The sequence below is a fragment of the Pseudomonas sp. SID14000 genome, from assembly GCF_002165135.1.
Taxonomy (GTDB): domain Bacteria; phylum Pseudomonadota; class Gammaproteobacteria; order Pseudomonadales; family Pseudomonadaceae; genus Aquipseudomonas.
Map to the genome: position 1 here is coordinate 320,327 of NZ_NFZQ01000005.1, position 25,323 is coordinate 345,649.

The 25,323-nt window shown below is 62.5% G+C and carries 24 protein-coding genes; 5 read left to right on the top strand and 19 right to left on the bottom strand.

Annotation, left to right across the window (positions count from 1 at the left end):
- Positions 1–6 precede the first annotated feature (6 nt).
- Complete coding sequence (locus CAY82_RS10105; protein WP_087501063.1) at positions 7–1,236, top strand: nucleoside recognition domain-containing protein; 1,230 nt, start codon at positions 7–9, stop codon at positions 1,234–1,236.
- A gap of 143 nt (positions 1,237–1,379) precedes the next feature.
- On the opposite strand, the gene CAY82_RS10110 is transcribed toward CAY82_RS10105, so the two are convergent.
- The 9 genes from CAY82_RS10110 to CAY82_RS10150 all read right to left on the bottom strand — a co-directional run bounded on the left by CAY82_RS10110 (position 1,380) and on the right by CAY82_RS10150 (position 11,671).
- Entirely contained in the window at positions 1,380–1,997 is a 618-nt protein-coding gene (locus CAY82_RS10110) for an ABC-type transport auxiliary lipoprotein family protein (RefSeq protein ID WP_087501064.1), read from the bottom strand.
- Entirely contained in the window at positions 1,994–2,932 is a 939-nt protein-coding gene (locus CAY82_RS10115; RefSeq protein ID WP_087501065.1) for an MlaD family protein, read from the bottom strand. Before CAY82_RS10115 ends, CAY82_RS10110 begins: the two co-directional genes overlap by 4 nt.
- Positions 2,933–2,935: 3 nt before the next feature.
- Positions 2,936–3,727 carry an ABC transporter ATP-binding protein gene (locus CAY82_RS10120; RefSeq protein ID WP_087501066.1) on the bottom strand — a complete coding sequence of 264 codons (792 nt, stop codon included), beginning with the start codon at positions 3,725–3,727 and terminating at the stop codon, positions 2,936–2,938.
- Complete coding sequence (locus tag CAY82_RS10125) at positions 3,724–4,857, bottom strand: ABC transporter permease (protein ID WP_087501067.1); 1,134 nt, start codon at positions 4,855–4,857, stop codon at positions 3,724–3,726. The genes CAY82_RS10120 and CAY82_RS10125 overlap by 4 nt, the downstream gene beginning before the upstream one ends.
- 113 nt (positions 4,858–4,970) lie before the next feature.
- The gene (locus tag CAY82_RS10130) at positions 4,971–5,993 is read right to left on the bottom strand and encodes a DUF5924 family protein (protein ID WP_087501068.1); all 1,023 of its coding nucleotides are present in this window, start codon (positions 5,991–5,993) and stop codon (positions 4,971–4,973) included.
- A 147-nt stretch (positions 5,994–6,140) separates the two neighbouring features.
- The gene (locus CAY82_RS10135) at positions 6,141–7,541 is read right to left on the bottom strand and encodes a pitrilysin family protein (RefSeq protein WP_087501069.1); all 1,401 of its coding nucleotides are present in this window, start codon (positions 7,539–7,541) and stop codon (positions 6,141–6,143) included.
- A 30-nt stretch (positions 7,542–7,571) separates the two neighbouring features.
- Positions 7,572–9,230 carry a Na/Pi cotransporter family protein gene (locus tag CAY82_RS10140; protein ID WP_087501070.1) on the bottom strand — a complete coding sequence of 553 codons (1,659 nt, stop codon included), beginning with the start codon at positions 9,228–9,230 and terminating at the stop codon, positions 7,572–7,574.
- Positions 9,231–9,520: 290 nt separating this feature from the next.
- A complete protein-coding gene (locus tag CAY82_RS10145; protein ID WP_087501071.1) occupies positions 9,521–10,291 on the bottom strand; it encodes a TerC family protein in 771 nt (256 codons plus the stop codon).
- Between the two features lie 72 nt (positions 10,292–10,363).
- Positions 10,364–11,671, bottom strand: coding sequence for a CitMHS family transporter (locus CAY82_RS10150; RefSeq protein WP_087501072.1), 1,308 nt, complete (start codon positions 11,669–11,671; stop codon positions 10,364–10,366).
- A gap of 266 nt (positions 11,672–11,937) precedes the next feature.
- Here CAY82_RS10150 and CAY82_RS10155 point away from each other — a divergent pair, with 266 nt between their 5' ends.
- The gene (locus CAY82_RS10155) at positions 11,938–12,339 is read left to right on the top strand and encodes a GFA family protein (RefSeq protein WP_087501073.1); all 402 of its coding nucleotides are present in this window, start codon (positions 11,938–11,940) and stop codon (positions 12,337–12,339) included.
- A 126-nt stretch (positions 12,340–12,465) separates the two neighbouring features.
- Here the strand turns inward: CAY82_RS10155 and CAY82_RS10160 are convergent, their stop codons facing one another.
- The 10 genes from CAY82_RS10160 to CAY82_RS10205 form a co-directional block, all read right to left on the bottom strand.
- Positions 12,466–14,421 carry a DUF4105 domain-containing protein gene (locus tag CAY82_RS10160; RefSeq protein WP_087501074.1) on the bottom strand — a complete coding sequence of 652 codons (1,956 nt, stop codon included), beginning with the start codon at positions 14,419–14,421 and terminating at the stop codon, positions 12,466–12,468.
- Positions 14,418–14,738 (bottom strand): DUF2388 domain-containing protein, encoded by a 321-nt coding sequence (locus tag CAY82_RS10165; RefSeq protein WP_003256970.1) that lies wholly within the window; start codon positions 14,736–14,738, stop codon positions 14,418–14,420. Before CAY82_RS10165 ends, CAY82_RS10160 begins: the two co-directional genes overlap by 4 nt.
- A gap of 36 nt (positions 14,739–14,774) precedes the next feature.
- Complete coding sequence (locus CAY82_RS10170; protein ID WP_087501075.1) at positions 14,775–15,068, bottom strand: DUF2388 domain-containing protein; 294 nt, start codon at positions 15,066–15,068, stop codon at positions 14,775–14,777.
- Between the two features lie 87 nt (positions 15,069–15,155).
- Entirely contained in the window at positions 15,156–15,473 is a 318-nt protein-coding gene (locus CAY82_RS10175; RefSeq protein ID WP_087501076.1) for a DUF2388 domain-containing protein, read from the bottom strand.
- Between the two features lie 304 nt (positions 15,474–15,777).
- Positions 15,778–15,993: a DUF1127 domain-containing protein gene (locus CAY82_RS10180; protein WP_003256968.1), complete on the bottom strand. Its 216-nt coding sequence runs from the start codon at positions 15,991–15,993 to the stop codon at positions 15,778–15,780.
- A gap of 373 nt (positions 15,994–16,366) precedes the next feature.
- Positions 16,367–17,860 carry an acetyl-CoA hydrolase/transferase family protein gene (locus CAY82_RS10185; RefSeq protein WP_085627262.1) on the bottom strand — a complete coding sequence of 498 codons (1,494 nt, stop codon included), beginning with the start codon at positions 17,858–17,860 and terminating at the stop codon, positions 16,367–16,369.
- Positions 17,861–18,046: 186 nt separating this feature from the next.
- Entirely contained in the window at positions 18,047–19,483 is a 1,437-nt protein-coding gene (locus CAY82_RS10190; RefSeq protein WP_087501077.1) for an NAD(P)(+) transhydrogenase (Re/Si-specific) subunit beta, read from the bottom strand.
- A 2-nt stretch (positions 19,484–19,485) separates the two neighbouring features.
- Positions 19,486–19,800: an NAD(P) transhydrogenase subunit alpha gene (locus tag CAY82_RS10195; protein ID WP_003256966.1), complete on the bottom strand. Its 315-nt coding sequence runs from the start codon at positions 19,798–19,800 to the stop codon at positions 19,486–19,488.
- Between the two features lie 11 nt (positions 19,801–19,811).
- Positions 19,812–20,933, bottom strand: coding sequence for a Re/Si-specific NAD(P)(+) transhydrogenase subunit alpha (locus CAY82_RS10200; RefSeq protein WP_087501078.1), 1,122 nt, complete (start codon positions 20,931–20,933; stop codon positions 19,812–19,814).
- A 435-nt stretch (positions 20,934–21,368) separates the two neighbouring features.
- The gene (locus CAY82_RS10205; RefSeq protein WP_087501079.1) at positions 21,369–22,268 is read right to left on the bottom strand and encodes a LysR family transcriptional regulator; all 900 of its coding nucleotides are present in this window, start codon (positions 22,266–22,268) and stop codon (positions 21,369–21,371) included.
- A 161-nt stretch (positions 22,269–22,429) separates the two neighbouring features.
- On the opposite strand from CAY82_RS10205, the gene CAY82_RS10210 reads away from it, so the two are divergent.
- The 3 genes from CAY82_RS10210 to CAY82_RS26905 form a co-directional block, all read left to right on the top strand.
- The gene (locus CAY82_RS10210) at positions 22,430–23,611 is read left to right on the top strand and encodes an acyl-CoA dehydrogenase (protein ID WP_087501080.1); all 1,182 of its coding nucleotides are present in this window, start codon (positions 22,430–22,432) and stop codon (positions 23,609–23,611) included.
- 14 nt (positions 23,612–23,625) lie between these two features.
- Complete coding sequence (locus tag CAY82_RS10215; RefSeq protein ID WP_087501081.1) at positions 23,626–24,846, top strand: CaiB/BaiF CoA-transferase family protein; 1,221 nt, start codon at positions 23,626–23,628, stop codon at positions 24,844–24,846.
- A gap of 225 nt (positions 24,847–25,071) precedes the next feature.
- Positions 25,072–25,323: hypothetical protein (locus tag CAY82_RS26905; RefSeq protein WP_218190828.1), on the top strand; the 252-nt coding region annotated here is incomplete at its 3' end.

Consider the following 25,323-nt stretch of genomic DNA (forward strand, 5'->3'; position numbering starts at 1 on the left):
ACACGGATGCTCAACGGCCTTTGGCTTGGCTTTTTCCTGGTGGCGGCAGTGTCCGCCATGGCCCAGTGGCTGGTAGGCGGCAACGCCGGCATCTTCGCGTCGATGGTCGAGAGCATCTTCGCCATGGCCAAGCTGTCGGTCGAGGTGATGGTACTGCTGTTCGGCACGCTGACCCTGTGGCTGGGCTTTCTCAAGATCGCCGAGAAGGCCGGGATCGTCGAGTGGCTGGCCAAGGTGCTGGGCCCGCTGTTCGCCCGGCTGATGCCGGAAGTGCCACCCGGCCACCCGGCCCTGGGCCTGATCACCATGAACTTCGCCGCCAACGGCCTGGGCCTGGATAACGCCGCCACGCCGATCGGCCTGAAGGCCATGCGCGCGCTGCAGGAGCTGAACCCCAGCAGCACCACGGCGAGCAATGCGCAGATCCTGTTCCTGGTACTCAACGCCTCGTCGCTGACCCTGCTGCCGGTGACCATCTTCATGTACCGGGCCCAGCAAGGTGCGGCGGACCCGACCATGGTATTCCTGCCCATCCTGCTGGCCACCAGCGTCTCGACCCTGGTCGGCCTGCTCTCGGTGGCGGTGATGCAGCGCTTGCGCCTGTGGGACCCTGTGGTGCTCGCCTACCTGATTCCCGGTGCCGTGCTGCTGGGCAGCTTCATGGCATTTCTGGGCACCCTGTCGGCGGCCGCGCTGGCCAGCCTGTCGTCGATCCTGGGCAACCTCACGTTATTTGGCGTGATCATCCTGTTCCTGGTGGTCGGTGCCTTGAAACGGGTGAAGGTGTATGAAGCCTTTGTCGAAGGCGCCAAGGAAGGCTTCGACGTAGCCAAGGGCTTGTTGCCTTACCTGGTGGCTATGCTGGTGGCGGTGGGTGTGCTGCGGGCTTCAGGCGCCTTGGAGCTGGCCCTGGACGGTGTCCGCCATGCGGTGACCTGGCTGGGCCTGGACACCCGCTTCGTGGAGGGCCTGCCCACGGCGCTGGTCAAGCCGTTCTCCGGCAGCGCGGCGCGGGCGATGCTGATCGAGACCATGCAGACCCACGGCGTGGACAGCTTCCCTGCGCTGGTCGCAGCGACGATTCAGGGGAGTACCGAAACCACCTTCTACGTGCTGGCGGTATACTTTGGTGCTGTGGGTATCCAGCGCGTGCGTCACGCGGTCGGCTGCGCATTGCTGGCCGAACTGTCCGGGGTGATCGCGGCGATCTTCGTCTGCTACTGGTTCTTCGCCTGACGCGGACCGTTGTGGGAGCGGCCTTGCGTCGCGAAAGGGCCGCACAGCGGCCCCAGGATTTCGGCGCTCATGCAAGAATTGCCGGGGCCGCTTCGCGGCCCTTTCGCGACACAAGGCCGCTCCCACAAAAAGCAGGGAGGGCTTCAGCGAGCGGGAACGCTGTCTGCTTGCGCAATGGTCCAACTCACCACCTGCCCGGCCAGCTGATCGCAGGCCTTTCCGAAGCCGGCAACCACCGCTGACACCTGCTTGTCGGCCAGCGGCTGGCGGATTTCGAAGCGTTTGCTGGCCAGGATGCGCTGGTTGCGGCCTTGGACCAGGCGTGCGTCATAGCGGATCACCACCTCCACTGCCCCGCCCGCGCGGTATTCGGCCTGGAACGCCTGCAGCTCGCCAGCCAGCTCGTAGTCGGCCTGCAGGTTGCTGTCGTCGGCGCTCAGGCGCTGTACCTGGCCGTCACGCTGGAAACCGTCGAGCAGGCGGTTGCGCAGCAGCACCGGCACTGCATCGCTCCAGCGCGCGCCCTTGTAGCTGCTGACCACATCGCCCTGGGGAATCACGGCAATCCGTGGCCCGGCCAGCACTTCGCTGGCCAGCGGTTTGTTCAGCCGCAATGACCAGTCCAGTGCCGACGCCGCGCGGCTGGGCTGGTTTACCGGCAGGCGGTACAGGTCGACGGGCTCGCTCTGCGGCAGGATCGAGCAGGCACTGGCCAGGCTCAGCGCGGCCGCCAGGGCCAGCAGGCGCAGCGACGGTTTCATGGTTGGAACTCCTTGTTGTTGTCGCGGCCGAGCAGGTAGCCGCTAGGGTCGGCCTCCAGTTGCCGGGAAATGCCTTTGAGTGCGTTGAGGGTTTCGCGCAGCTCGCGAATCGCCGGGGTCAGCTGGTTCAGGCCCTGGGCACCGTCGCCGATGGCTTCGTGGTTGTCTTCGAGCAGGCGGTTGATGGTGGCGGTGCTCTCGGCCAGCGACTGCATGGCCTGCTCGGCGCTGCCGATCGCCTGCTTGCCTTCGCTGCCCAGCAGGCCGTTGGCATTGCGCATCAGCGCCTGGGTTTCGGCCAGGGTGGCGCTGGCCTGCTTGCCCACTTGCACCAGTTGCTCGATGGCCTGGGCGATGCTGCCGTGCTGGCCGGCGAAGGCGCCGGTGGTCTTGTCGAGGTTGGCCAGGGTGTTGCTGAGGTGGCCGATGTTGTCCTCGGAAAACATCTGGTTGGCGTTGTGCAGCAGCAGGTTGATGTTGGTCACCAGGTCGCTGCTGTCATTGAGCAGGCGCGAGATTGGTGAGGGCGAGGCAATGATCACCGGCAATTTGCCGTCCTTGCCTTTCAGCTCGGGGCTTTGCGGGGTGCCACCGCTGAGCTGTATGAACGAGTTGCCGGTCACGCCGGCCAGGGTCAGCTTGGCCTGGGTGTCTTCCTTCACGGGGGTGTCGGCGCTCAGGCGCACCCGTGCCAGTACCCGGCGTGGGTCCTTCGGGTCCAGGCGCAGGGTGGACACGTCGCCCACCTTGATGCCGTTGTACTGCACCGGGCTGCCGCGTGACAGGCCGGAGACGGCCTCGTTGAACACCACTTCGTAGTCCTTGAAGGCATCGTCGACACTGGACTTGGTCAGCCACAGGCCGAAAAGCATGGCTCCGGCCACCACCAGGACGGTGACCAGGCCGATAAGGACGTGATGGGCTCGGGTTTCCATTGCTCAGCGCTCCTGCCCGGCACGGGTGGCGGCCTGCTCGGCTGCGCGCCCGCGTGGGCCATGAAAGTATTCTTGAATCCAGGCGTCGTCGGTCTGCTCGACTTCGGCCAGCGGGCCGGCCACCAGGACCTTCTTCTGCGACAGCACAGCGATGCGGTCGGTGATGGTGTACAGGGTGTCGAGGTCGTGGGTGATGAGGAACACCGACAGGCCCAGGGCGTCACGCAGGGTAAGGATCAACTGGTCGAAGGCGGCGGCACCGATCGGGTCCAGGCCGGCGGTGGGTTCGTCGAGGAACAGGATGTCAGGGTCGAGTGCCAGTGCCCGGGCCAGCGCGGCGCGCTTGATCATGCCCCCGGACAGCGAGGCCGGGTATTTGTCGGCGGCCGAGATTGGCAGCCCGGCCAGGGCCAGTTTCACCCCGGCCAGGTGCTCGGCATCGGCGCGGGACAGCCCGGCGTGCTCGATCAGCGGCAATGCCACGTTTTCGGTGACAGTCAGCGAAGAGAACAGCGCGCCCTTCTGAAACAGCACGCCGAAGCGCCGCTCGACCAGTGAGCGCTGCTCTTCGCGCAGGCCGGACAGGTCCTGGCCGAACACCTTGATCTGCCCGTCGTTGGGCCGCCGCAGGCCGATGATGCTGCGCAGCAGCACCGACTTGCCGCTGCCCGAGCCACCGACCACGGCGAGGATCTCGCCGCGGTACAGGTCAAGGTCGAGGTTTTCGTGCACGCTCTGGCGGCCGAAGCGGTTGCAGATGCCGCGGGCCTCGATCACACGTTCCTGGCCACTCACCAGCCCATCTCCATGAAGAACAGGGCGGCCACCGCGTCCAGCACGATGACCACGAATATCGATTGCACCACTGCCGAGGTGGTGTGTGCGCCCACCGATTCGGCGCTGCCGCTGACCTTGAAGCCTTCCAGGCAGCCGATGGCGGCGATCAGGAAGGCGAAGAACGGTGCCTTGGCCAGGCCGACCAGGAAGTGCTGCACGCCGATGTCGCTTTGCAGCAGCGACAGGAACATGGCTGGCGAGATGTCCAGCGTCAACGCACACACCACCGCGCCACCGACGATGCCGCAGATCATCGCGATGAAGGTCAGCAAGGGCAGCGAAATCAACAGCGCCAGTACTCGCGGCACCACCAGCAGCTCCATGGGGTTCAGGCCCAGGGTGCGGATGGCGTCGATTTCTTCGTTGGCCTTCATCGAGCCGATCTGCGCGGTGAACGCACTGGCGGTGCGGCCGGCCATGAGGATGGCGGTCAGCAGCACGGCGAACTCGCGCAGGAACGAGAATGCCACCAGGTCGACGGTGAAGATGGTCGCGCCGAAATCGGCCAGCACCGTGGCGCCGAGGAAGGCCACCACTGCGCCCACCAGGAAGGTCAGCAGGGCGACGATGGGGGCAGCGTCCAGGCCGGTCTGTTCGATGTGCGCCACGACTGGTGTAAAGCGCCAACGATGCGGTTGCAGGGCGCGGCGTAGCAGCGTCTCGAGGATCAAGCCAACGAAGCCGAGCACCTGCATGCTGTCTTGCCACAAGGTGCCGACGGCGCAGCCGATGCGCTCCAGCAGCAACAGCAGCACGTTACGCTCGGGTTCCTTGACCGGGATGCAGTAGTCCTGCACCGAACAGTAGACGTTCTTGAGCAGGGCACGGCTGGCCTCGGGCAGGTCGTGGGTGCAGCGCGACAGGCGCTCGGAGCCGAGCAGTTCGGCCAGCAGCGAGGCACCGGCAGTGTCCAGGCGGCCCAGTTGACTGAGGTCGGCGACGGTATCGGCAGCGTACTGCTCGCGCAGGCGCTCGCTTTCACGCTTGAGGCTGGCATAGTGCGCCAGGGTCCAGTCACCGGTAATGCGCAGGCAGGCCGGTTGGCTACTGGTGTCCAGGGTGGCGCTGGGGGTGGTCATCGGCTCCATGCTACTGACTCGGCACTAAGGCTTAGGGGCTGATCATAGCGCAGCGGGCATGGGCTGTTTGGTGATTATGTGCTGTCTGTGGGCACCGGGGGCTGCGAAGCAGCCCCTTTCAATCATTGCGCCGGTGCGTCATCGACCACCTTGAAGCGCAGCACGCCGATGACCTGCCCATCCTCGGTCAGTACCCTCACCTGCCACTTGCCCACCGGGTTCGGCGGAAAGTTCTGCTTGTGGGTCCAGGCCCGGTAGCCTTCCTTGCGCCCGCCGTGGATGTCCAGGGCAATACGGTCGACCTCCTGGCCGTCCTTTTGCCACACGTGGTAGATCCGCTCGTTCAGGCCGCGTGGCGCGTTGATGGCGGTGTAGGCGTACAGGCCGCTGCTACGGATGCGGCTGGCGGCAATTTCATGCAGCGAATCGCCCGGCTGGCGGTTCAGCACTTCGGTGCTGACCGCCACTTCGGTCATCCACAAGGTCGCTGGTGGCACCCAGGAGCGCAGCAGCCAGCCCCCGCCGCCGACCGACAGTGTGACCAGTACCAGGGCCACGGCGCGGCGCCAGTTGTTGATCGGGAAGCTGCTGGCCAGGCTGGGGAACGACAGGGCCATGGCTGCGATCAGGGCCAGCTTGAAGCTTTGCGCGGTGGTCAGGTGCAGGATGATCGGCAGTGCGGTCAGCAGGGCGGCGAACAGGGTCAGGGTATGCAGAGCCAGGAACAGCCAGCGCCGCGGTGCCAGCCATTTGTAGTACAGCGGATCGATGATCGAAATCAGTCCGGCGGCGCCGAGCAGGCCGGTGAATACCAGCTGGCCGCTGTTCCAGGTGGTGGTGATGAAGAAGAACGGCAGCACGAAGAACAGTGATTCCTGATGGATCATCTGCGTCGCGTAGCGCAGCAGCGGCTGCGGGATTTCGCGGTTGAAGATGCGCGCGAACAGACCGGTGAGGGTGTTTTCCAGCATCAGCCAGAGCCAGCTGACCAGCATGAGCACGGCTATCCAGCTGGCCAGGCCAGCCTGGCGGTCGACCAGGATGAAGCTACCGATGCCGGAGAGGAAACCGCAGAGCGCGATGATGCCGGGGTAGCGTTTGAGCAGTTCGATGATGCGCTGGACGATGTGGGGTATTTGGGGCATTGGGGACTACAACAGAAAGGATAGGGTGGCTGTGCCGGCCTCTTCGCGGGTAAACCCGCTCCTACAGGGAGCACGCTGCGATACCTGTGGGAGCGGGTTCACCCGCGAAAGGGCCGGTACTGGCAAAAGGATACCGCCGATACACCGCTAGCGTGTAGCACCACTCGGTTTTTCCGGACCATGCCGACGCCAGCGCAACAGCCCCGCAGCGAGGATCAGCCCCAACAGCAAGGCAACCAGCCCGTAGAGTTCATCGTAGCCAAGCAAGGGCTTCTCGATACGTACATAACCATCTTCCTTGAGCAACTGCTTCAGCGCCGCGTTGGCCTGCGCCAGACTGACCTGGCGCAGCTTGCGCACCGGGTTGGCGAAGCGCCCGTCGCTATAGTCGTTCAGCGCGCCCCAGTAGTAGTCGGCCAAGGCGCTGTTGCCCTGGGTGCTCCAGCTTTCCTTGGCGACGCTGGCGTACTTGATACGCTCGAAGGTGTCCGGGTCGAGGCCTTCCTTGCGCAGGTGGTCGAACAACTTCTGCATCACCTCGACCGCCTGGTCGATGTCCTCGCGCTCCAGGTCGGCGTTGAGGCTGAGCAGGCCGGTGTCGCCAAAGCTTTCGCGTTTTGCCGAGGGGCCGTAGGACAGCCCGTTGCGCAGGCGCAGCTGGTCGTACAGCGCCCAGTCCAGGTAGTGCGACAGCAGGTCGAGGGTGGCCTGGTGATCGTTGTCCAGCACTGGTTCGACGTACAGCCAGTGCAGCTTGACGCTGTCGCCCAGCCAGCCGCGGGTCAGGTCGCGGCGCTGTTCAGCTTTCTGGCCGATGCTTTCCAGGGTGCGGCGTTCCTCCGGCTCGGTGGCGGGCAGTTCGCCAAAGGTGCGCTCCAGGTAGGCCGGCAGCAGGCGGTCGAGACCACCGACCACGATCAGGGTCATGTTGTTGGCCGCGTACCAGCGGTCACGCAAGGTGGTTACCTGCTCCAGGGTCATGTCGTCGAGGTTGGAGCGCTCCGGGCATTTCAGGCCCAGTTCGGTGGCCAGCTGGTCACTGGCGGGGTGGCCGATGTCCTGGCGGTCGAGCCAGCGCTGCAGGTGGCCATAGTGGCCGCCATCCTCGCGCTCGATGATGCGCTTGGCGGTGGCCAGGGTCTTGGCATCGATGCGGGTGTCACGAATTACCGCCAACAGCAGGTCAAGGATTTTGCGCTGGTTGCGCGCCGGGGCTTCGATGACGAAGGTGGTGTCGGCGCTGCTGGTGTAGGCGTTCCATTCACCGCCCAGCGATTGCAGGCGCTCTTCCAGGCCGCCCTCGCCGGTTTCGTCGATGCCGCTGAACAGCAGGTGTTCGAGCAGGTGCGGCAGCTCTTTCTGCTCGCAATTGAAGTCATCCAGGCCGACGCCGACCACCAGGCGAATCGCCACATGGTCACGTTCATAGCCGTTTTTCAGGATGACCTGCAGGCCATTGGGCAACAGGTAGCCTTCAACACGCGAGCGGTCGAGAGCGAATGAGGGCAGGCTGCAGATCAGCAGGCAAACGAACATCAGGCAACGCATGGGCGAGCTTGGGTCCTCAGGTAGGCGAAATCACGGCAGACGGGCTTCATCCGGCACGCTGTCGAGCATCAGCCCGCCCGTGTCCGAGCCGCCCAGTACCACATAGGCACTGCTACAGAACAAAGAGTTCAACCGTTTCATGTCGGCGATCAGCTCCAAGTGTAGCGAACTGGTCTCGATGCTTTGCACTACCTTGCGCTGCAGGCGGCTGACATGGGCGTGGGCAAGGCGCCGTTCCTGGGCGCGAAAACGGCGTTTTTCCCGCAGCAGCAAGCGGGCGCTTTCCGGGTCGGCGCTGAGGAACACCGACAAGCCCAGGCGCAGGTTGGCCAGCAGCTGTTCCTGCAAGCCGGTCAGCTCTTCCAGCCCCACCTGGGAGAATTCCCGGCGCTGGCTGGTTTTCTGCTGCTGGACTTTGCGCAGCATGCGCTCGATCAGGTCACAGGCCAGTTTGAGGTTGATTGCCAACTCGATGATTTCTGCCCAGCGGCGGTTGTCCTGTTCGCTGAGGTCTTCACGAGACATCTGCGCCAGGTAAAGCTTGATAGCGCTGTACAGCGCTTCGGCGTCCTCGCCCAAGGCGCGGACCTGCTGCGGCAAGGCGGTCTGGGTGCCACGCAGGGCACCGAGCATGGCTTCGAGCAGGCTGTCGACGATATCGCCCAGGCGCAGGGTTTCACGGGATGCGTTGGCCAGGGCCAGGCTAGGTGTTTCCAGCGCCGAGGTGTCGAGGTGGCGCGGGCGTATCTGGCCGTTGCCGTTTTCCCGTTCGGGCAGCAGGGCGTTGCACAGCCGGCCCATGGGTTTCACCGTGGGCAGCATGATCAGGCAACGCAGTGTGTTGTAGAGCAGGTGGAAGCCGATGACCAGCTCCTGTGGGCTGAAGGCCAGTGAGTCCATCCAGCCAACCAGCGGGTGCAGTACAGGGATGATCAGCAGCAGGCCGATCAGCTTGTACAGCAGGCTGCCCAGGGCCACCCGGCGCCCGGCGGCGTTTTGCATGCTGGTGCTGATGAAGGCCAGCAACCCGCTGCCGATGTTGGCACCGACCACCAGACCGATGGCCACCGGCAGGCTGATAACTTCGGCCCCGGCCAGGGTCGCGGTGAGCAGCACGGCGGCGAGGCTGGAATAGGAAATCATGGCGAACAGCGCGCCAACCAACGCGTCGAGCATGATGTCGCCGGTCAGCGAGGCGAACAGCACTTTCACGCCCTGGGCGTGGGTAATCGGCGTAGCCGCCTGCACGATCAGCTCCAATGCCAGGATGATCAGGCCAAGCCCGATGCCTACCCTGCCCAGCTGGCCGGCCCGCGTCTGCTTGCGCGAGAGGAAGAAGATCACACCCAGGAAGATCAGCAGCGGTGATAGCCAGGACAGGTCCAGGGTCAGCACCCGGGCCATCAGCGCGGTGCCCACATCGGCGCCGAGCATGATCGCCAGGGCCGGGGTCATGGCCATCAGGCCCTGGCCGACGAACGAGGTGACCAGCATGGCGGTGGCGTTGCTGCTTTGCACCATGGCCGTGACCAGAATGCCGGCGACGAACGCCAGCGGGCGTTTGTTCATGTTCTGGCTGATGATGCGCCGTAGGCTCGAGCCGAATACCCGAAGGATGCCGGTACGCACGATATGGGTGCCCCAGACCAGAAGCGCAACGGCCGAGAGCAGGTTGAGCAGGGTCAGCATGGCGACGGCCCCCTGTTGCATTGGCCCAGCGGGCCAAGAGACGAAGCGTGAGCGTTTGAAGAATTTCTAGTGCTCACTCAAAGCTTTAGTTGTTTTGCGGAGCTGTCGCCAGCTTCGCATGGCTGCCATTTATTTGAAACACACTCGAAATGAATGATTGCCTGTGCCGGCCTCTTCGCGGATTTACCCGCGAAGAGGCCGGCACAGGACAGCTCCATTTCTGATACCCAGAAATGAAAAAAGGGCCCCAAACAGAACGAAGGGCCCTTTGTGTCCTGCACTTCCTGATCTTATTGACCCGGAATGTCCTTGCGCAGTTTCACCGGCTCATGCTCTTTACCTTCCTTGCGGGCCAGGGCGGTGCGCATGCGAATGTTGATGGCTTCCACCGCCAGCGAGAATGCCATGGCGAAGTAGACGTAGCCCTTCGGCACATGCACGTCGAAAGCTTCGGCGATCAGCACGGTACCGACCACGATCAGGAACGACAGTGCGAGCATCTTCAGCGACGGGTGCTTGTCGATGAAGTCACTGATGGTGCCGGCGCACAGCATCATCACCAGCACGGCAACGATGATCGCGGCAATCATCACCGGTACATGGGACACCATGCCTACTGCGGTGATCACCGAGTCCAGCGAGAACACGATGTCGATGATGGCGATCTGGATGATGGTATAGAAGAACTTGCCACCCGCGCCTTTCGGCTCTTCCGGGTTCTCGTCCTCGCCTTCCAGGCCGTGGTAGATCTCTTGCGAGCTTTTCCACAGCAGGAACAGGCCACCGAAGAACAGGATCAGGTCACGTCCGGAGATGCCCTGGCCCAGCACTACGAACAGGTCGGCGGTGAGGCGCATGACCCAGGTGATCGACAGCAACAGCATGATACGTGTGACCATGGCCAGGGCCAGGCCGAAGATCCGGGTGCGTGGCTGCATGTGCTTGGGCATGCGGCTGACCAGAATCGAGATCATGATGATGTTGTCGATACCGAGGACGATCTCAAGCGCGGTAAGGGTAAAAAAGGCAACCCAGATTTCCGGGCTGGTCAGCCATTCCATGTGTTTTCCTTCGAACGGTAAAGGCGACGCGCCCAGATAAGGGGCGCGTCGCGTCAGGGTGATACGCGTTTATTAAAGACTACTGAACAGCGGGAAAATGCCCATCAGTAGCGCGGCGAGCATTATGCACAGGCACACCAGCACTGCCCACTTCAAGGTGAAGCGCTGATGATCGCCGAACTCGATGCCGGCCAGTGCCACCAGCAGGTAGGTGGAGGGTACCAAGGGGCTGAGCAGGTGTACCGGCTGCCCGACGATCGACGCACGGGCCATTTCCACCGGGCTGATGCCGTAGTGGCTGGCAGCTTCGGCCAGTACCGGCAGCACGCCGTAGTAGAACGCGTCGTTGGACATGAAGAAGGTGAACGGCATGCTCACGATCGCGGTGATCACCGCCAGGTATGGGCCCAGCGCCTCGGGGATTACCGATAGCAGGCTCTTGGACATGGCGTCGACCATGCCGGTGCCCGACAGGATGCCGGTGAAGATGCCGGCGGCAAAGATCAGCCCGGTGACGGCCAGCACGCTGCCGGCGTGCGCGGCGATGCGGTCTTTCTGCTGCTGCAGGCACGGGTAGTTGACGATCATGGCGATGCTGAAGGCGATCATGAATAGCACCGGCAGCGGCAGCACTCCGGCAATCAGCGCGACCATCAGAGCAGCGGTCAAGGCGCCGTTGAAGTACAGCAGTTTCGGCCGGCGCGCGTCCGGGTACTGCGACACGGTTATTTCGCTGTGGTCGATGTCGTCGGTGGGCAGATGCAATTCGCCCAGGCGGGCACGTTCGCGCTTGCCGTACATATAGGCGATGGCCAGGATCGCCAGAACGCCGAACAGCATGGCCGGGATCATCGGCACGAAGATGTCTGACGGGTCCACGTGCAGGGCGCTGGCGGCGCGTGCGGTCGGGCCACCCCAGGGGGTCATGTTCATCACCCCGCCGGCGAGGATGATCAGGCCGGCCATGATCCGTGGGCTCATGCCCAGGCGGCTGTACATCGGCAGCATGGCGGCGCAGCAGATCATGTAGGTGGTGGCGCCGTCACCGTCGAGCGAGACCACCAGGGCCAGTGCTGCGGTGCCGACGGAGACTTTCAGCGGGTCGCCCTTGACCAGTTTGAGGATCTTGCGCACGGCCGGGTCGAACAGGCCGGAGTCGATCATCAGGGCGAAATAGAGGATGGCGAACATCAGCATCACGCCGGTAGGCGCGAGCTTGCTGATGCCCTCTAGCATCATTGGGCCAATCTTGGTGGAAAAGCCGCCGAACAGGGCGAACAGGATCGGTACCAGGATCAGCGCGATCAAGGCCGACAGGCGCTTGGTCATGATCAGGTACATGAAGGTGATGACCATGGCGAAGCCGAGGAAGGTCAGCATGGCAATACTCCAGGCGTGGCGCGGCGAAAGGAAAGGCGATTCGGGCGGATCAGCGCGTTTGGCGCTGCGCGGGGAGCATGCGGAGGGGGACTACGGAAAGTCGGGCAAAGGAATACATCAGAATCACCATTGTTGTTGTCGATTGGGCCGGGCGCGGTGGTTACCGGGTGCCCTGGCTGACCGGTCTTGTGCCGGTAGTGGGGGTATCCTATGAGGGCAAGCTTTCAACCAGCTTTCGCCGAAGCAAAGGCGACGAGAGGTAGGTGATGCAGGATGTGACCGAGGGTGGCTGCCATTGTGGTGCCTTGCGTTATCGGCTGGAGGGCGATCTGACTGACATTGCCCACTGCCATTGTTCGATCTGCCGGCGGGTCAGCGGCGGGCTGGTGGTGACCTGGCTCACCCTGCCCCGCTCGGGATTCCGGTGGCTGGCTGGCGAGCCGAACTGCTACGTGGCGCCGGCCAGTTGCAGCCGTTACTTCTGTGGGCATTGCGGGGCACATGTGGCGTTGGTGACTACGCACAGCCCGGACACGGTGGATGTGACGGTGGCGACGCTGGACCACCCGGAACGGGTCAGGGCCAACCGGCACATCTGGGTCGGTAGTCGGTTGCCTTGGTTGCATCTGGACGAGGATTTGCCTTCGGAGGCGGAGGAGAATCTGTAGGCCTTGTGCTGTCTGTGCCGGCCCTTTCGCGGGTAAACCCGCTCCCACAGGGACGGCGCAGATTTCAGGTGTTGTACAGATCCTGTGGGAGCGGGTTTACCCGCGAAGAGGCCGGCGCAGCAGGCATCACAATTGCAGGCCACCGGCGGCCTTGTGCAGCGCCCGCAGATGCTCGCCCACTTGCTTGACATTAGCCTCCACCGCCGCAATTTCCCTGGCCCGCGATGGCTCCAGCAGTGCCCTTACCTCTTTGTCCAGGCTCGTGCTCAAGCGCAGCAACTGCGCCTGACGCTCGCTGCTGACCTGTTCCAGGTGCTTGCGCTCTTGTGGCTGCGGCAACCCGTAGCCCTTGCTATCGAGCAATTCTGCCGGGCGGCTGAGGAAGCCACTGTTGGCAAGCATCTGCCTGAGGGTCGCATCGGCCTTGCTGACACTGTCATCCTTCAGCGCTGCGGCATTCAGGTAGCGCTGCTTGACCTCGTCCTGGGCCAGCAGCAGTTGCCGGCGCAAGCTGGCCTGTTCAAGCAGCAGCAATGCGGCGCTTGTGCGCAGGTCGGCCTGGGCGAACCAGCCTCGTCGTTGCTCGGCGTCCAGAGCCAGCCAGTCTTCGACCTTGTCCTGCTTGATTGGCAACTGCTTCTTCAGCACCTCGAACATGGCCTGGTAACGGTCGCGGTAGGAGTCGAAGCGATAACCCAGGCGCAATGCCTCGCGGGGGTCGTCGAGCACGCTGGTGTCGGCCAGCCCCCTGCCCTTGAGCACGGCCAGCAAGCCATTGGGCATGATGCTGTCGAGGTCGTTCAGGCGTGGGTTGGCGGTGCCGCTGCGCAGCAGTTTCAACGACTCCACTGCGCAGTTGTTGGACAGGAACCAGTAGTTGCCGTCGTAGCTCCAGTGCATTTCGGCGGCCTGGCGCACCAGGTTCTCGATCTCGTCACGGTTGAGCCGCAAGGGCACCGAGGCCAGGCTGCGCAGTTCGGTCTTGGTGTATTCGTCGATCACCTGGCCCAGCGGCAGCACGAACAGCCGCGAGGGGTAGGCACCGACCAGCCCGTCCCAGCTGGAAAGCTGCACATCGTTGACAAAGGCGCGGTACGACAGCACCAGGCTCTGGTCGAGGTCCAGGCGGCAGTCAGGCCCGCGTGGGCGGCCCGGCTTGCAGATCACTAGGCGCAGCATGCTGTGGCCCCAGCGGCTGACCAGGTTCTGGTTGGCTTCGGCCAACAGGTAGTCCACCTCATAGACCCGCTCGGGGTCGATTTCGCCCAGCGGCTGGCGGGCGAAGTCGCTGCCGGCATTGATGAACGGCAGGCCCTTGGCGCAGCTGTCCTGTTGCGGTGCCCAGCCGAAGTGCTCGCGCAGGTACTGGTTCAGCGCCGGGCGGCGGCAGCCGTAGCTCGGGTCGAGGAGGAAGTACTCCATGTTGACCGCGATGTACTCCTTGGGGCTGCTCAGTTCATAGCTGTCAGGGCTGCGCACGAACTGACCGTTGTGTTGCTCGCGCTCACCGCGTCGGCCCACGTACTGCTGCCAACCGGCCAGGTCGAGCAGGCGCGGGTCGTCGCTGAGGGTGAAGCGGCGCTCGGCCTGGCCACGGCATGCCTCGGGCAGGCCGACCTTGCCCAACGTACCTTGCTGGCGCTTGCAGCGGGCGATCAGTGCGTTTTCGGCGCTGGGCCACAGCCGAGCGCGGTCGTAGATATGGGTGAGCTCGTGCAGCACGGTGGCCAGCAGTTCTTCACGCACCGTGCCATGCGGGCGGTTGGTACGCTTGGCGGCTGCACTGCCATCGGTGAGGCTGGGCAGCAGGCGGCGATTGAGCTCGAGGGTGGACACCAGCGATGCCTGGCCATAGGCGTCGGCCGGCATGTTGTCGCTCCAGCTGACCCGCACGCGGCGGTTCAGCTGTTGCTTGAAGCGAGGGGGCAGCTTGCCCAGGGCCTCGTCGAGCAGGGCCTGGGTGGCTTGGGCCTGTTGCGGATCAAGGCCAGACGCCTGCAGCTCAAGCTGCAGGTCGGCCAGGGCGGGCGTGCCGAGCAGCGTCAGGGCGCAGCCGAGCAGCCAGGCGCGCACGCGGTTCACAGCGCGAGGATGGCTTCAGCCAGTACCTGGTCGCTGGCGTCGCGCGCTTGCGGTACGCGCTCGCGCAGGGTGTTGAAGGCCGCTTCGAGCTGGGCGCCGCGGATGTCACCGTTGCTGGCGACGAAGCTGGCGGCGTCGTCGTGGGCTTCGCGCACCACTTTGGAGTCGCGGATCGAGGTGGTGGTGTCAGAGGTAAAGTCGATCGAACGGCCAAAGGCCCGCACGATGATATTGCTGGTAGCCACCAGGGTCTGTGCCTGGGCCAGGTCGGCCAGCAGCAGCATGCCGAGGGTAGCGGCAATCAGCGGTTTACGCATGGAGCATCTCCGAAAAATACAGGGAGTCAGATGTAGTTATTGGACGAGAATTGCCTGCGCCAGTTCCAGATCGCCGACGGTGTGCCGTGCGCAATTGTGGCGTAATGATTCCAGCGCTGCCTCCAGCCGCGCACCGCGGATCTGGCCGTTGCTGGCAACGAAGGCTGCGGCATCGTCCTGGGCCTGGCGGACCAGTTTACGGTCGAACGGTGCGGTGGTGACCTGGCTGGTGACATAGCCGGTGATGACCAAGCTTTGCGTGGTGGTATCCATGGCATGGGCGTTGGCCATGCCAACAACGGAGAACAGCAACGGAAACAGATAACGCATGGGCTCTACAACAGCTGGAAACGTGGTCGGCAACGGTGGGTACGGCTGTGCTGGTGTGACCAGCACAGCTGAACGGTTCAGCCGGGGTCAGAGCGCCAGGATGGCTTGGGCCAGTTGCGCGTCGCTGGCCTGCAGGGTTGGCATCTGCGAGCGGATGTGCAGGAAAGCGCTTTCCAGCTTGGCGCCGCGGATGTCACCCTGACTGCCAACGAAGCTGGCGGCATCGTCACGGGCGGCCTGGACGATCTTGTCGTCACGGAACGAGGAGGAAATATCGGAAGTTGCATCGGTGGAGGCGGCCACCGCGCCAACGACGGCGTCAGTGGTGACAACGAAGCTGGTGGCGTTTGCGGTGCCGGCCAGGCTCAGCATCAGGGCGGCGCCAATCAGGTATTTGAGGGACATGATCGTGGACTCCTGGACTAGGGTCGGGTGGTTCTGTTTATCGGACGCTCGCACAGCTCGTCGCGGTACTTTTAACAGTGCGTTCTAACAGACTGTTAGGCCAAGCGTATCACGCGCCGGTGTTTCTGGATGTTAATGAACAGCGTGCAAGTAAACTGTGCTGGTATGTTTTCGTATTTTACAAACTGTACAGGTGCGCTTGTAAAAGGCTCTGGCATGCCGCCTGCAAACAAAAAACCCGTTGCAGTCACCTGCAACGGGTTTCGGAAATTCGCGGTGCCGGCCGAAGCCGGCAAGCCGGAGCTTAGCGCCAGAAAGGCTTGCTCAGCTCTTCGTAACGCTGCGATTCGCTGATACCGGCGTCGGCCAGCAGACGGGCGTCCAGGCGAGCCAGTTGACGGCGGCTGGCCATGCGGCGCTGCCACAGCAGCAGGGTGGACAGCGCGCGCAGCGGCAGCGAAGCGTTGGATTGTTGGGCGTTGCTTTCAAAAACCAGACCGGAACTGAGGGTACGTTCCATGATGTTTCATCCTTCCGCTTATGGCGGGATTAGGTAGTGATTTAACTGATGCCAATGATCCTCTTATGTCGTCCATAACAGTAGATACAGTTCGATTGAAAGACGATGGTCCAGTTAACTGTGTAACCCTACTGTTGCACTCAAAACTAGCGCAACTGTACTGGTCTGCACTTGTTTGGTGCGTTTTGATTCGGGGAAGGAGATTTCTCGGGCAGGGAGGCGCGAAAACACCAGTACAGTAGTACAGATTGTGTTGCAGATAGCGGCAAGGTGTATTGATAGAAGGGTTTGACTGTTATGGCCCATTCGCGGGCTTGCCCGCGAAGAGGCCGGAACAGCGGAAGCAGGGCCGCCGTTCCGTACCACATCTGGATCAGCTAGCCAGCATGCGCCCGGTTTCTTCCAGGTTCTCGTGCCAGCTCAGGGCTTCGCGCAGGATGTGCGGGGTGTGGCCGCCTCGCTGGCAGGCACGATCGAAGTAGTCGTTCAGTGCCGCGCGGTAGTCTGGGTGTACACAGTTGTCGATGATCGCCCGGGCCCGCTCGCGTGGCGCCAGGCCGCGCAGGTCGGCCAGGCCTTGCTCGGTGACCAGGATGTCCACGTCGTGCTCGGTATGGTCGACATGGCTGACCATTGGCACCACGCTGGAAATTGCGCCACCCTTGGCAATCGACTTGGTGACGAACACGGCCAGGTGGGCGTTACGGGCGAAGTCCCCCGAACCACCGATGCCGTTCATCATCCTGGTGCCGCAGACGTGGGTGGAGTTGACGTTGCCGTAGATATCGAACTCCAGCGCGGTGTTGATACCGATGATGCCAAGGCGACGGACCACTTCCGGGTGGTTGGAAATTTCTTGCGGGCGCAGCACCAGCTTGTCCTTGTAACGCTCCAGGTTGCCAAACACGTCAGCGTTGCGGCGAGTCGACAAGGTGATCGAGCTGCCCGAGGCGAAGCTCAGCTTGCCGGCGTCGATGAGGTCGAAGGTGGAGTCCTGTAGTACTTCGGAGTACATGGTCAGGTCTTCGAACGGCGACTCGATCAGGCCGCACATCACCGCGTTGGCAATGCTGCCGATTCCGGCCTGCAGCGGGCCGAGCTTGTTGGTCATGCGTCCGGCTTCGACTTCCTTCTTGAAGAAGTTGATCAGGTGGTCGGCGATGCCTTGGGTTTCGTCGTCCGGCGGCAGTACGGTGGATGGCGAGTCCGGCTGGTCGCTGATGACGATACCGACGATCTTGGCCGGGTCGATCGGGATGGCGGTGCTGCCGATGCGGTCGTCGACCTTGACCAGCGGGATTGGCGTGCGGGTCGGGCGGTAGGTCGGGATATAGATGTCGTGCAGGCCTTCGAGGTTGGTATTGTGCGAGAGGTTGATCTCTACAATCACCTGCTTGGCGAAGATCGCGAAACTGGCCGAGTTGCCTACCGAGGTGGTTGGCACGATATGGCCTTGCTCGGTGATGGCCACGGCTTCGATGACCGCGATGTCCGGCAGCTTCAGCTGCTGGTTGCGCAATTGCTCGACGGTTTCCGACAGGTGCTGGTCGATGAACATCACCTGGCCGTCGTTGATGGCCTTGCGCAGGGTACTGTCGACCTGGAACGGCATGCGGCGAGCCAGCACGCCGGCCTCGGTCAGTTGCTTGTCCAGGTCGTTGCCCAGGCTGGCGCCGGTCATCAGGCTGATTTTCAGTGGCGACTGCTTGGCACGTTCGGCCAGTGCATGTGGTACGGCCTTGGCTTCGCCGGCGCGGGTGAAGCCGCTCATGCCGACGGTCATGCCGTCCTCGATCAGACCAGCGGCATCAGCCGCACTCATTACCTTGCTGTGCAGGGAGGACAAGCGGATACGATCACGGTACATGGATTGTTATCTCGGGCTACTGAAACTACTGCAGCGCAGTCTAGAGACTTCGCCCCTTGCCGTCCCACGACCATGGTCGTATGAGGAGCTTTGGAATAGAGCCGTTGATCCGGATCAACAAAAGAAAAGCCCCGGCAGATTCTGACCGGGGCTTCCTTTATATCAGCTGGTTTGCAGCGGCCGTTTTCACTCCACCGCCTTGACCATGTCTTCGATGACTTTCTTGGCGTCGCCGAACACCATCATGGTCTTGTCGAGGTAGAACAGTTCGTTGTCCAGGCCGGCATAGCCGCTGGCCATGGAGCGCTTGTTGACGATGATGGTCTTGGCCTTGAACGCTTCGAGGATCGGCATGCCGGCGATTGGCGACTTGGGATCGTTCTTCGCCGCCGGGTTGACCACATCGTTGGCGCCCAGCACCAGCACCACATCGGCCTGGCCGAACTCGGCGTTGATGTCCTCCATCTCGAACACCTGGTCGTACGGTACTTCGGCCTCGGCCAGCAGCACGTTCATGTGCCCGGGCATACGGCCCGCCACCGGGTGGATCGCGTACTTCACGGTCACGCCGTTGTGGGTCAGCTTCTCGGTCAGTTCCTTCAGTGCGTGCTGGGCGCGGGCCACCGCCAGGCCGTAGCCCGGGACGATGATCACGCTGTCGGCGTTGCTGAGCAGGAAGGTGGCATCGTCGGCCGAGCCGGACTTCACCGGGCGCTGCTCTTTCGAGCCTTGCGCCGCGCCGGCATCGGCATCACCACCGAAGCCACCGAGGATGACGTTGAAGAACGAACGGTTCATCGCCTTGCACATGATGTACGAGAGGATGGCACCGGACGAGCCGACCAGGGAGCCTGCGATGATCAGCATCGAGTTGTTCAGCGAGAAGCCGATACCGGCCGCGGCCCAGCCCGAATAGCTGTTGAGCATCGACACCACCACCGGCATGTCGGCGCCCCCGATCGGAATAATGATCAGCACGCCCATGATGAAGGCCAGGACCAGCATCAGGGTGAAGGCACTGTAATGGCCAGTGAAGGTGAACAGCAGGCCCAGGGCGATGGTGGTCAGGCCGAGGATCAGGTTCAGCTTGTGCTGGCCGGCGAACTGTACCGGTGCGCCCTGGAACAGGCGGAACTTGTACTTGCCCGACAGCTTGCCGAAGGCGATCACCGAACCGGAGAAGGTAATGGCACCGATGGCCGCGCCGAGGAACAGTTCCAGGCGGTTGCCGGTGGGGATCGGGTCGCTCATGGTGGCGACGATGCCCATGGATTGCGGTTCCAGAACCGCGGCGATCGCGATGAACACCGCAGCCAGGCCGATCATGCTGTGCATGAAAGCGACCAGTTCCGGCATCTTGGTCATCTCGACGCGCTTGGCCATGATCGAACCGGCGGTGCCGCCGACCAGCAGGCCTACGATGACGTAGCCAATGCCGGCAGTAGCAAGCTCAGCCCCAAGCTTATAAATGAGGCCGACCGTAGTGACGATGGCGATGCCCATGCCGATCATGCCGAACAGGTTGCCACGCCGCGAGGTAGTCGGGTGCGACAAGCCCTTGAGCGCCTGGATGAAGCACACCGAGGCGACGAGGTAGAGGAGCGTTACCAGATTCATGCTCATGCTTACTTCTGCGCCTCGTTCTTGGTTTTCTTCTTGAACATCTCAAGCATGCGACGGGTGACCAGGAAGCCACCGAACACGTTGACCGCGGCCAGGGCCACTGCCAGGGTGCCCATCAGCTTGCCGGCCGGGGTCACGGTCAGGGCTGCGGCCAGCATGGCGCCGACGATGACGATCGCCGAAATGGCGTTGGTCACGGCCATCAGCGGGGTGTGCAGCGCCGGGGTAACGTTCCACACCACGTGGTAGCCCACATAGATGGCCAGCACGAAGATGATCAGGTTGTAGATGCCGTGGGAAATCAGCATGTCTTCCATTGTCGTGCTCCTTAGCCGTTCTTGCGGACGACCTGACCATCACGGCACATCAGGCAGGCCGCGACGATGTCGTCTTCGAGGTTGATGACCAGCGCGCCGTCTTTGTCGAACAGCAGCTTCATGAAGTCCAGCAGGTTGCGGGCATACAGCGCCGAGGCATCGGCGCCCACCTGGGCCGGCAGGTTGGTCGGGCCGACGATGATCACGCCGTTCTCCTGTACCACCTGGTCGGCGACGGTCAGTGGGCAGTTGCCACCCTGGGCTGCTGCGAGGTCGATGACCACCGAGCCGGGCTTCATCTGCGCGACGGTTTCGGCGCTGAGCAGGGTCGGCGCCTTGCGCCCCGGGATCAGCGCAGTGGTGATGACGATATCCGCCTGCTTGGCGCGCTCGTGCACGGCCTGGGCCTGGCGTTGCATCCAGCTGGCCGGCATTGGCCGAGCGTAACCGCCGACACCTTCGGCACACTCGCGTTCCTCATCGGTTTCGTAGGGTACGTCGATGAACTTGGCACCCAGCGACTCGATCTGCTCCTTCACGGCCGGGCGTACGTCGGACGCCTCGATCACCGCACCCAGGCGCTTGGCCGTGGCAATGGCCTGCAGGCCGGCAACGCCCGCGCCCAGGATCAGCACGCGCGCGGCTTTAACGGTGCCGGCGGCGGTCATCAGCATGGGCATGAAGCGTGGGTAGTGATGGGCAGCCAGCAACACCGCCTTGTAACCGGCGATGTTGGCCTGTGACGACAGCACATCCAGGCTCTGCGCCCGCGAGGTGCGTGGCGCGGCTTCCAGGGCGAACGCGGTAATGCCGCGTTCGGCCATCTTGCCGATCAGCTCGCTGTTGAAGGGGTTGAGCATGCCCACCAGGAGGCTGCCACTGTTGATCAGGGCCAGTTCCTGGTCGTTGGGGGCGACCACTTTAAGCACCAATTGGGCGCCGTAGGCATCGGCTGCACTCCCCAGGGAAGCGCCCGCGGCCTCATAGGCACTGTCCGGAATGCTGGCATTAAGCCCTGCCCCCCGTTGGACGGTGACCTGATGGCCTTGGCCAATCAGTTTCTTGATGGTTTCCGGGGTCGCAGCGACCCTTGTCTCACCGGTCTGCGTCTCGAGAGGAACACCAATGTGCACGACTATTTCTCCTGCGGTGACCTTTTGTCTTTGTAAAAGCCAGCACACTTCGGATGGTGCACTGGGGCGGCTGTGGAGCACCGAACCGCCGAATCCGGGCGGGCGAAGCATTTTGCAGACGAAGCCAGGGCCCTTCAACCGGTTCTGAAGCGAAACGAAGTCAAAACTACAAGTCACCCTGTGACCGTATGTCGCAACGGTCAGGCTGCAGCGCGTCAAACATAGGCTATTGGCAGAGTAGGAGAAAAAATCAAAAATTTTGCGGTCAATTCGCTTACGGCTTGGTGAATGTCGCAAAATAACCTGCAAAGCCGCGCCGTAAGCAGGATTAAAGAGGATTTTTGCACCTGCATAACAGTTTATGTAGATGCGACAAATACATATATCTGTAGGTGTTTAAAATAATTGACTACGGGGTCAATTTGTCGCGCTTCCCTAAGTCTTCGCCGTGTACGCCTGAGCCTGGCTCAGCAGCCAGTCGCGGAAGGCGCGCAGCGAAGCCGACTCCACCTTGCGCTCCGGAATCATCAGATAGTAGGCCTTGTCACTACTGAGGGCATGCCTGTTAGCGACCACCAGCCTACCCTCCTCCAACTCGCGCTGGATCAGGAACGGCGGAATCAGCGCGATGCCCATCTCATGCATGGCCGCCTGGGCGAGCATCGAGAATAGTTCATAGCGCGGGCCTGTCATGTCGCGCTCCACATTCATGCCGACGCTGCCGAACCACTGCCGCCAGGCATAGGGGCGCGTGCTCTGCTGCAGCAGTGGCAATTGTGCAATGCGCTGCGCGTCGAGCGCACCCTGCCCGCCCAGCAGCGCCGGGCTGCACACCGGTACCGGGTTTTCCCCCATCAGCCGGTGCGACTGGGTGCCGGACCAGTCGGCATCGCCGAAGTAGATGGCAGCATCGAAGGTAGTGTCGGCAAACAGGAATGGCCGGGTGCGGTTGGTGAGGTTGACCGTGACCTCCGGGTGGCGCTGCTGGAAGTCCTTAAGCCGCGGTAGCAGCCACTGGGTGCCGAAGGTGGGCACCACGGCCAGTTCGATCAGGTTGGCGCCCTGCTGGCGCATTACCGACAAAGTGTCGCGCTCTACTGCGTCCAGTTGGGCAGCCACTTGGCGGCTGTAGGAAAGGCCGGCTTCGGTCAGCTTCACGCCGCGGCGCGAGCGGCGGAACAGCTCCACATTAAGGAAGGCTTCCAGGCCGCCTATCTGTCGACAGACGGCACCTTGGGTCAGGGCGAGTTCCTGGGCTGCCTTGGTAAAGCTCTCGTTGCGCGCCGCCGCCTCGAAGCAAACCAGGGCGGCGGTACTGGGGATCTTGCGGCGCATGTACGTCAACCTCACTCGTAAGGCAGTCAATATGGCGTTTTGCCGATTTACGAAGTGACAAATTATCACTAAATGGTGCGCAATCCTCGTTTGTCCCGGCGGCCGATCAGGCCTAGGCTCAAAGGCACAAGAAACTGCCCCCTATTTCGAGGATTTCGCTCATGGCCGGTAAAGCAAGCTTCAACTGGATCGACCCGCTGCTGCTCGATCAGCAGCTCACTGAAGAAGAGCGCATGGTGCGTGACAGCGCTTATCAGTTCGCCCAGGACAAGCTGGCCCCGCGTGTGCTCGAGGCCTTCCGTCATGAGCAGACCGACCCGGCGATCTTCCGTGAAATGGGTGAGGTCGGGTTGCTGGGCGCCACCATTCCCGAGCAATACGGTGGCAGTGGCCTGAATTACGTGTGCTATGGCCTGATTGCTCGCGAGGTAGAGCGTATCGACTCGGGTTACCGCTCGATGATGAGCGTGCAGTCGTCGCTGGTGATGGTGCCAATCAACGAGTTCGGTACCGAGGCACAAAAGCAGAAGTACCTGCCCAAGCTGGCCAGCGGCGAGTGGATCGGTTGCTTTGGCCTGACCGAGCCTAACCACGGCTCCGACCCGGGCTCGATGATCACCCGTGCCCGGAAGGTCGATGGCGGCTACCGCCTGACCGGTAGCAAGATGTGGATCACCAACAGCCCGATCGCCGATGTATTCGTGGTCTGGGCCAAGGATGATGCGGGTGATATCCGCGGCTTTGTCCTGGAAAAGGGTTGGGAAGGCCTAAGCGCCCCGGCGATCCACGGCAAGGTCGGCCTGCGCGCCTCGATCACTGGCGAAATCGTCATGGACAACGTGTTCGTGCCGGAGGACAACATCTTCCCGGATGTGCGCGGCCTAAAAGGCCCGTTCACCTGCCTGAACTCTGCCCGCTATGGCATCTCATGGGGTGCGCTGGGTGCCGCCGAAGCCTGCTGGCACACCGCGCGTCAGTACACCCTGGACCGTCAGCAATTCGGTCGTCCGTTGGCTGCCAACCAGTTGATCCAGAAGAAGCTGGCCGACATGCAGACCGAAATCACCCTGGCGCTGCAGGGCTGCCTGCGTCTGGGGCGGATGAAGGACGAGGGCACGGCTGCAGTAGAGATCACTTCGATTATGAAGCGCAATTCCTGCGGCAAGGCGCTGGATATTGCCCGCATGGCGCGTGACATGCTGGGTGGTAATGGCATTTCCGATGAGTTCGGTGTGGCCCGTCACCTGGTCAACCTGGAGGTGGTCAACACCTATGAAGGTACCCACGATGTGCATGCACTGATCCTGGGGCGTGCACAGACCGGTATCCAGGCCTTCTATTGATAAGGAGTCAGTCCATGGGCGCGCTATCACATCTGCGGGTGCTGGACCTTTCTCGCGTGCTGGCCGGCCCATGGTCTGGTCAGATCCTCGCTGACCTTGGTGCTGATGTGATCAAGGTCGAGCGCCCTGGCAGTGGTGACGATACCCGTTCGTGGGGGCCGCCCTTCCTCAAGGATGCCGAGGGTGAGAACACCAGTGAGGCGGCCTATTACCTGTCGGCCAACCGCAACAAGCGTTCGGTGACCATCGACTTCACCCAGGCCGAGGGGCAGCGCCTGGTGCGTGAATTGGCGGCGAAGTCCGATATCGTCATCGAGAACTTCAAGGTAGGTGGGTTGGCTGCCTATGGCCTGGACTACCAGAGCCTGAAGGCGATCAACCCGCGGCTTATCTATTGTTCCATCACTGGGTTCGGCCAGACCGGGCCTTATGCCAGGCGCGCGGGTTATGACTTCATGATCCAGGGGCTGGGCGGGCTGATGAGTCTGACCGGCCGCCCGGAGGGTGAAGAAGGTGCGGGGCCGGTCAAGGTGGGGGTGGCGCTGACCGATATCCTTACCGGGTTGTATTCCACGGTGGCGATCCTCGCTGCCCTTGCCCATCGGGAGCAGGCCGGGGTGGGCCAGCATGTCGACATGGCGTTGCTCGATGTGCAGGTGGCCTGCCTGGCGAACCAGGCCATGAACTACCTGACCACGGGCAACCCGCCTCGTCGCTTGGGCAATGCGCATCCCAATATCGTGCCTTATCAGGATTTCCCGACGGCGGATGGCGACTTCATCCTTACCGTGGGTAACGACAGCCAGTTCCGCAAGTTCGCCGAGGTGGCTGGGCAGCCGGAATGGGCGGACGATCCACGTTTCGTTACCAACAAGCTGCGGGTAGCCAACCGGGCCGAGCTGATCCCATTGATCCGCCAGGCCACAGTGTTCAAGACCACGGCGCAGTGGGTGAGCCAGCTGGAGGCTGCAGGGGTGCCGTGCGGGCCTATCAACGACCTGGCGCAGATGTTCCAGGACCCGCAGGTGCTGGCGCGCAGGTTGGCGGTGAACATTCCGCATCCGTTGGCGGGAAGTGTGCCGCAGGTGGCGAGCCCGATACGGTTGTCGGAGACGCCGGTGGAGTACCGTCGGGCGCCGCCGCTGCTGGGTGAGCATACCGAGGTGGTGCTGGAGGATGTATTGGGGCTGGATGCCGCTGAGGTGCAACGGCTGCGCAGTGCCGGCGTGCTCTAAGGGTGTGTGGCCTTGGTGAAAAGCGGGGAGGCCGTCAGGCCTCCCCGCTTTGTTTTTCGGCGATATCAGGGTTTATTGAAATTAAGGGTTGACGCGGTTTCGAATCCCCTTATAATGCGCCCCACTTCTGACGTAGTCGAAGCGTAAAACTTCTTGTAAATCAATTAGTTAAGCGATTCAGGTAGTGTCAGGAGTGCTACGGTCGCCTGATCGGCAGCGGTTGAGATGATGGTTGACAGCGCTTCTAAACGCTGTATGATTCGCCTCCCGCTACGAGAGATCGCAGCGAGTCAAGTGTTTGAAGTAAAACGAGTTTCTCGCAAAAAACTTCAAAATAAACGCTTGACAGAAAATGAGGAAAGCGTAGAATGCGCGCCTCGGTTGAGACGAAAAGCTCTTAACCAAACGCTCTTTAACAAATCGAATCAAGCAATTCGTGTGGGTGCTTGTGAGTACGGACTGATAGTCACAAAGATT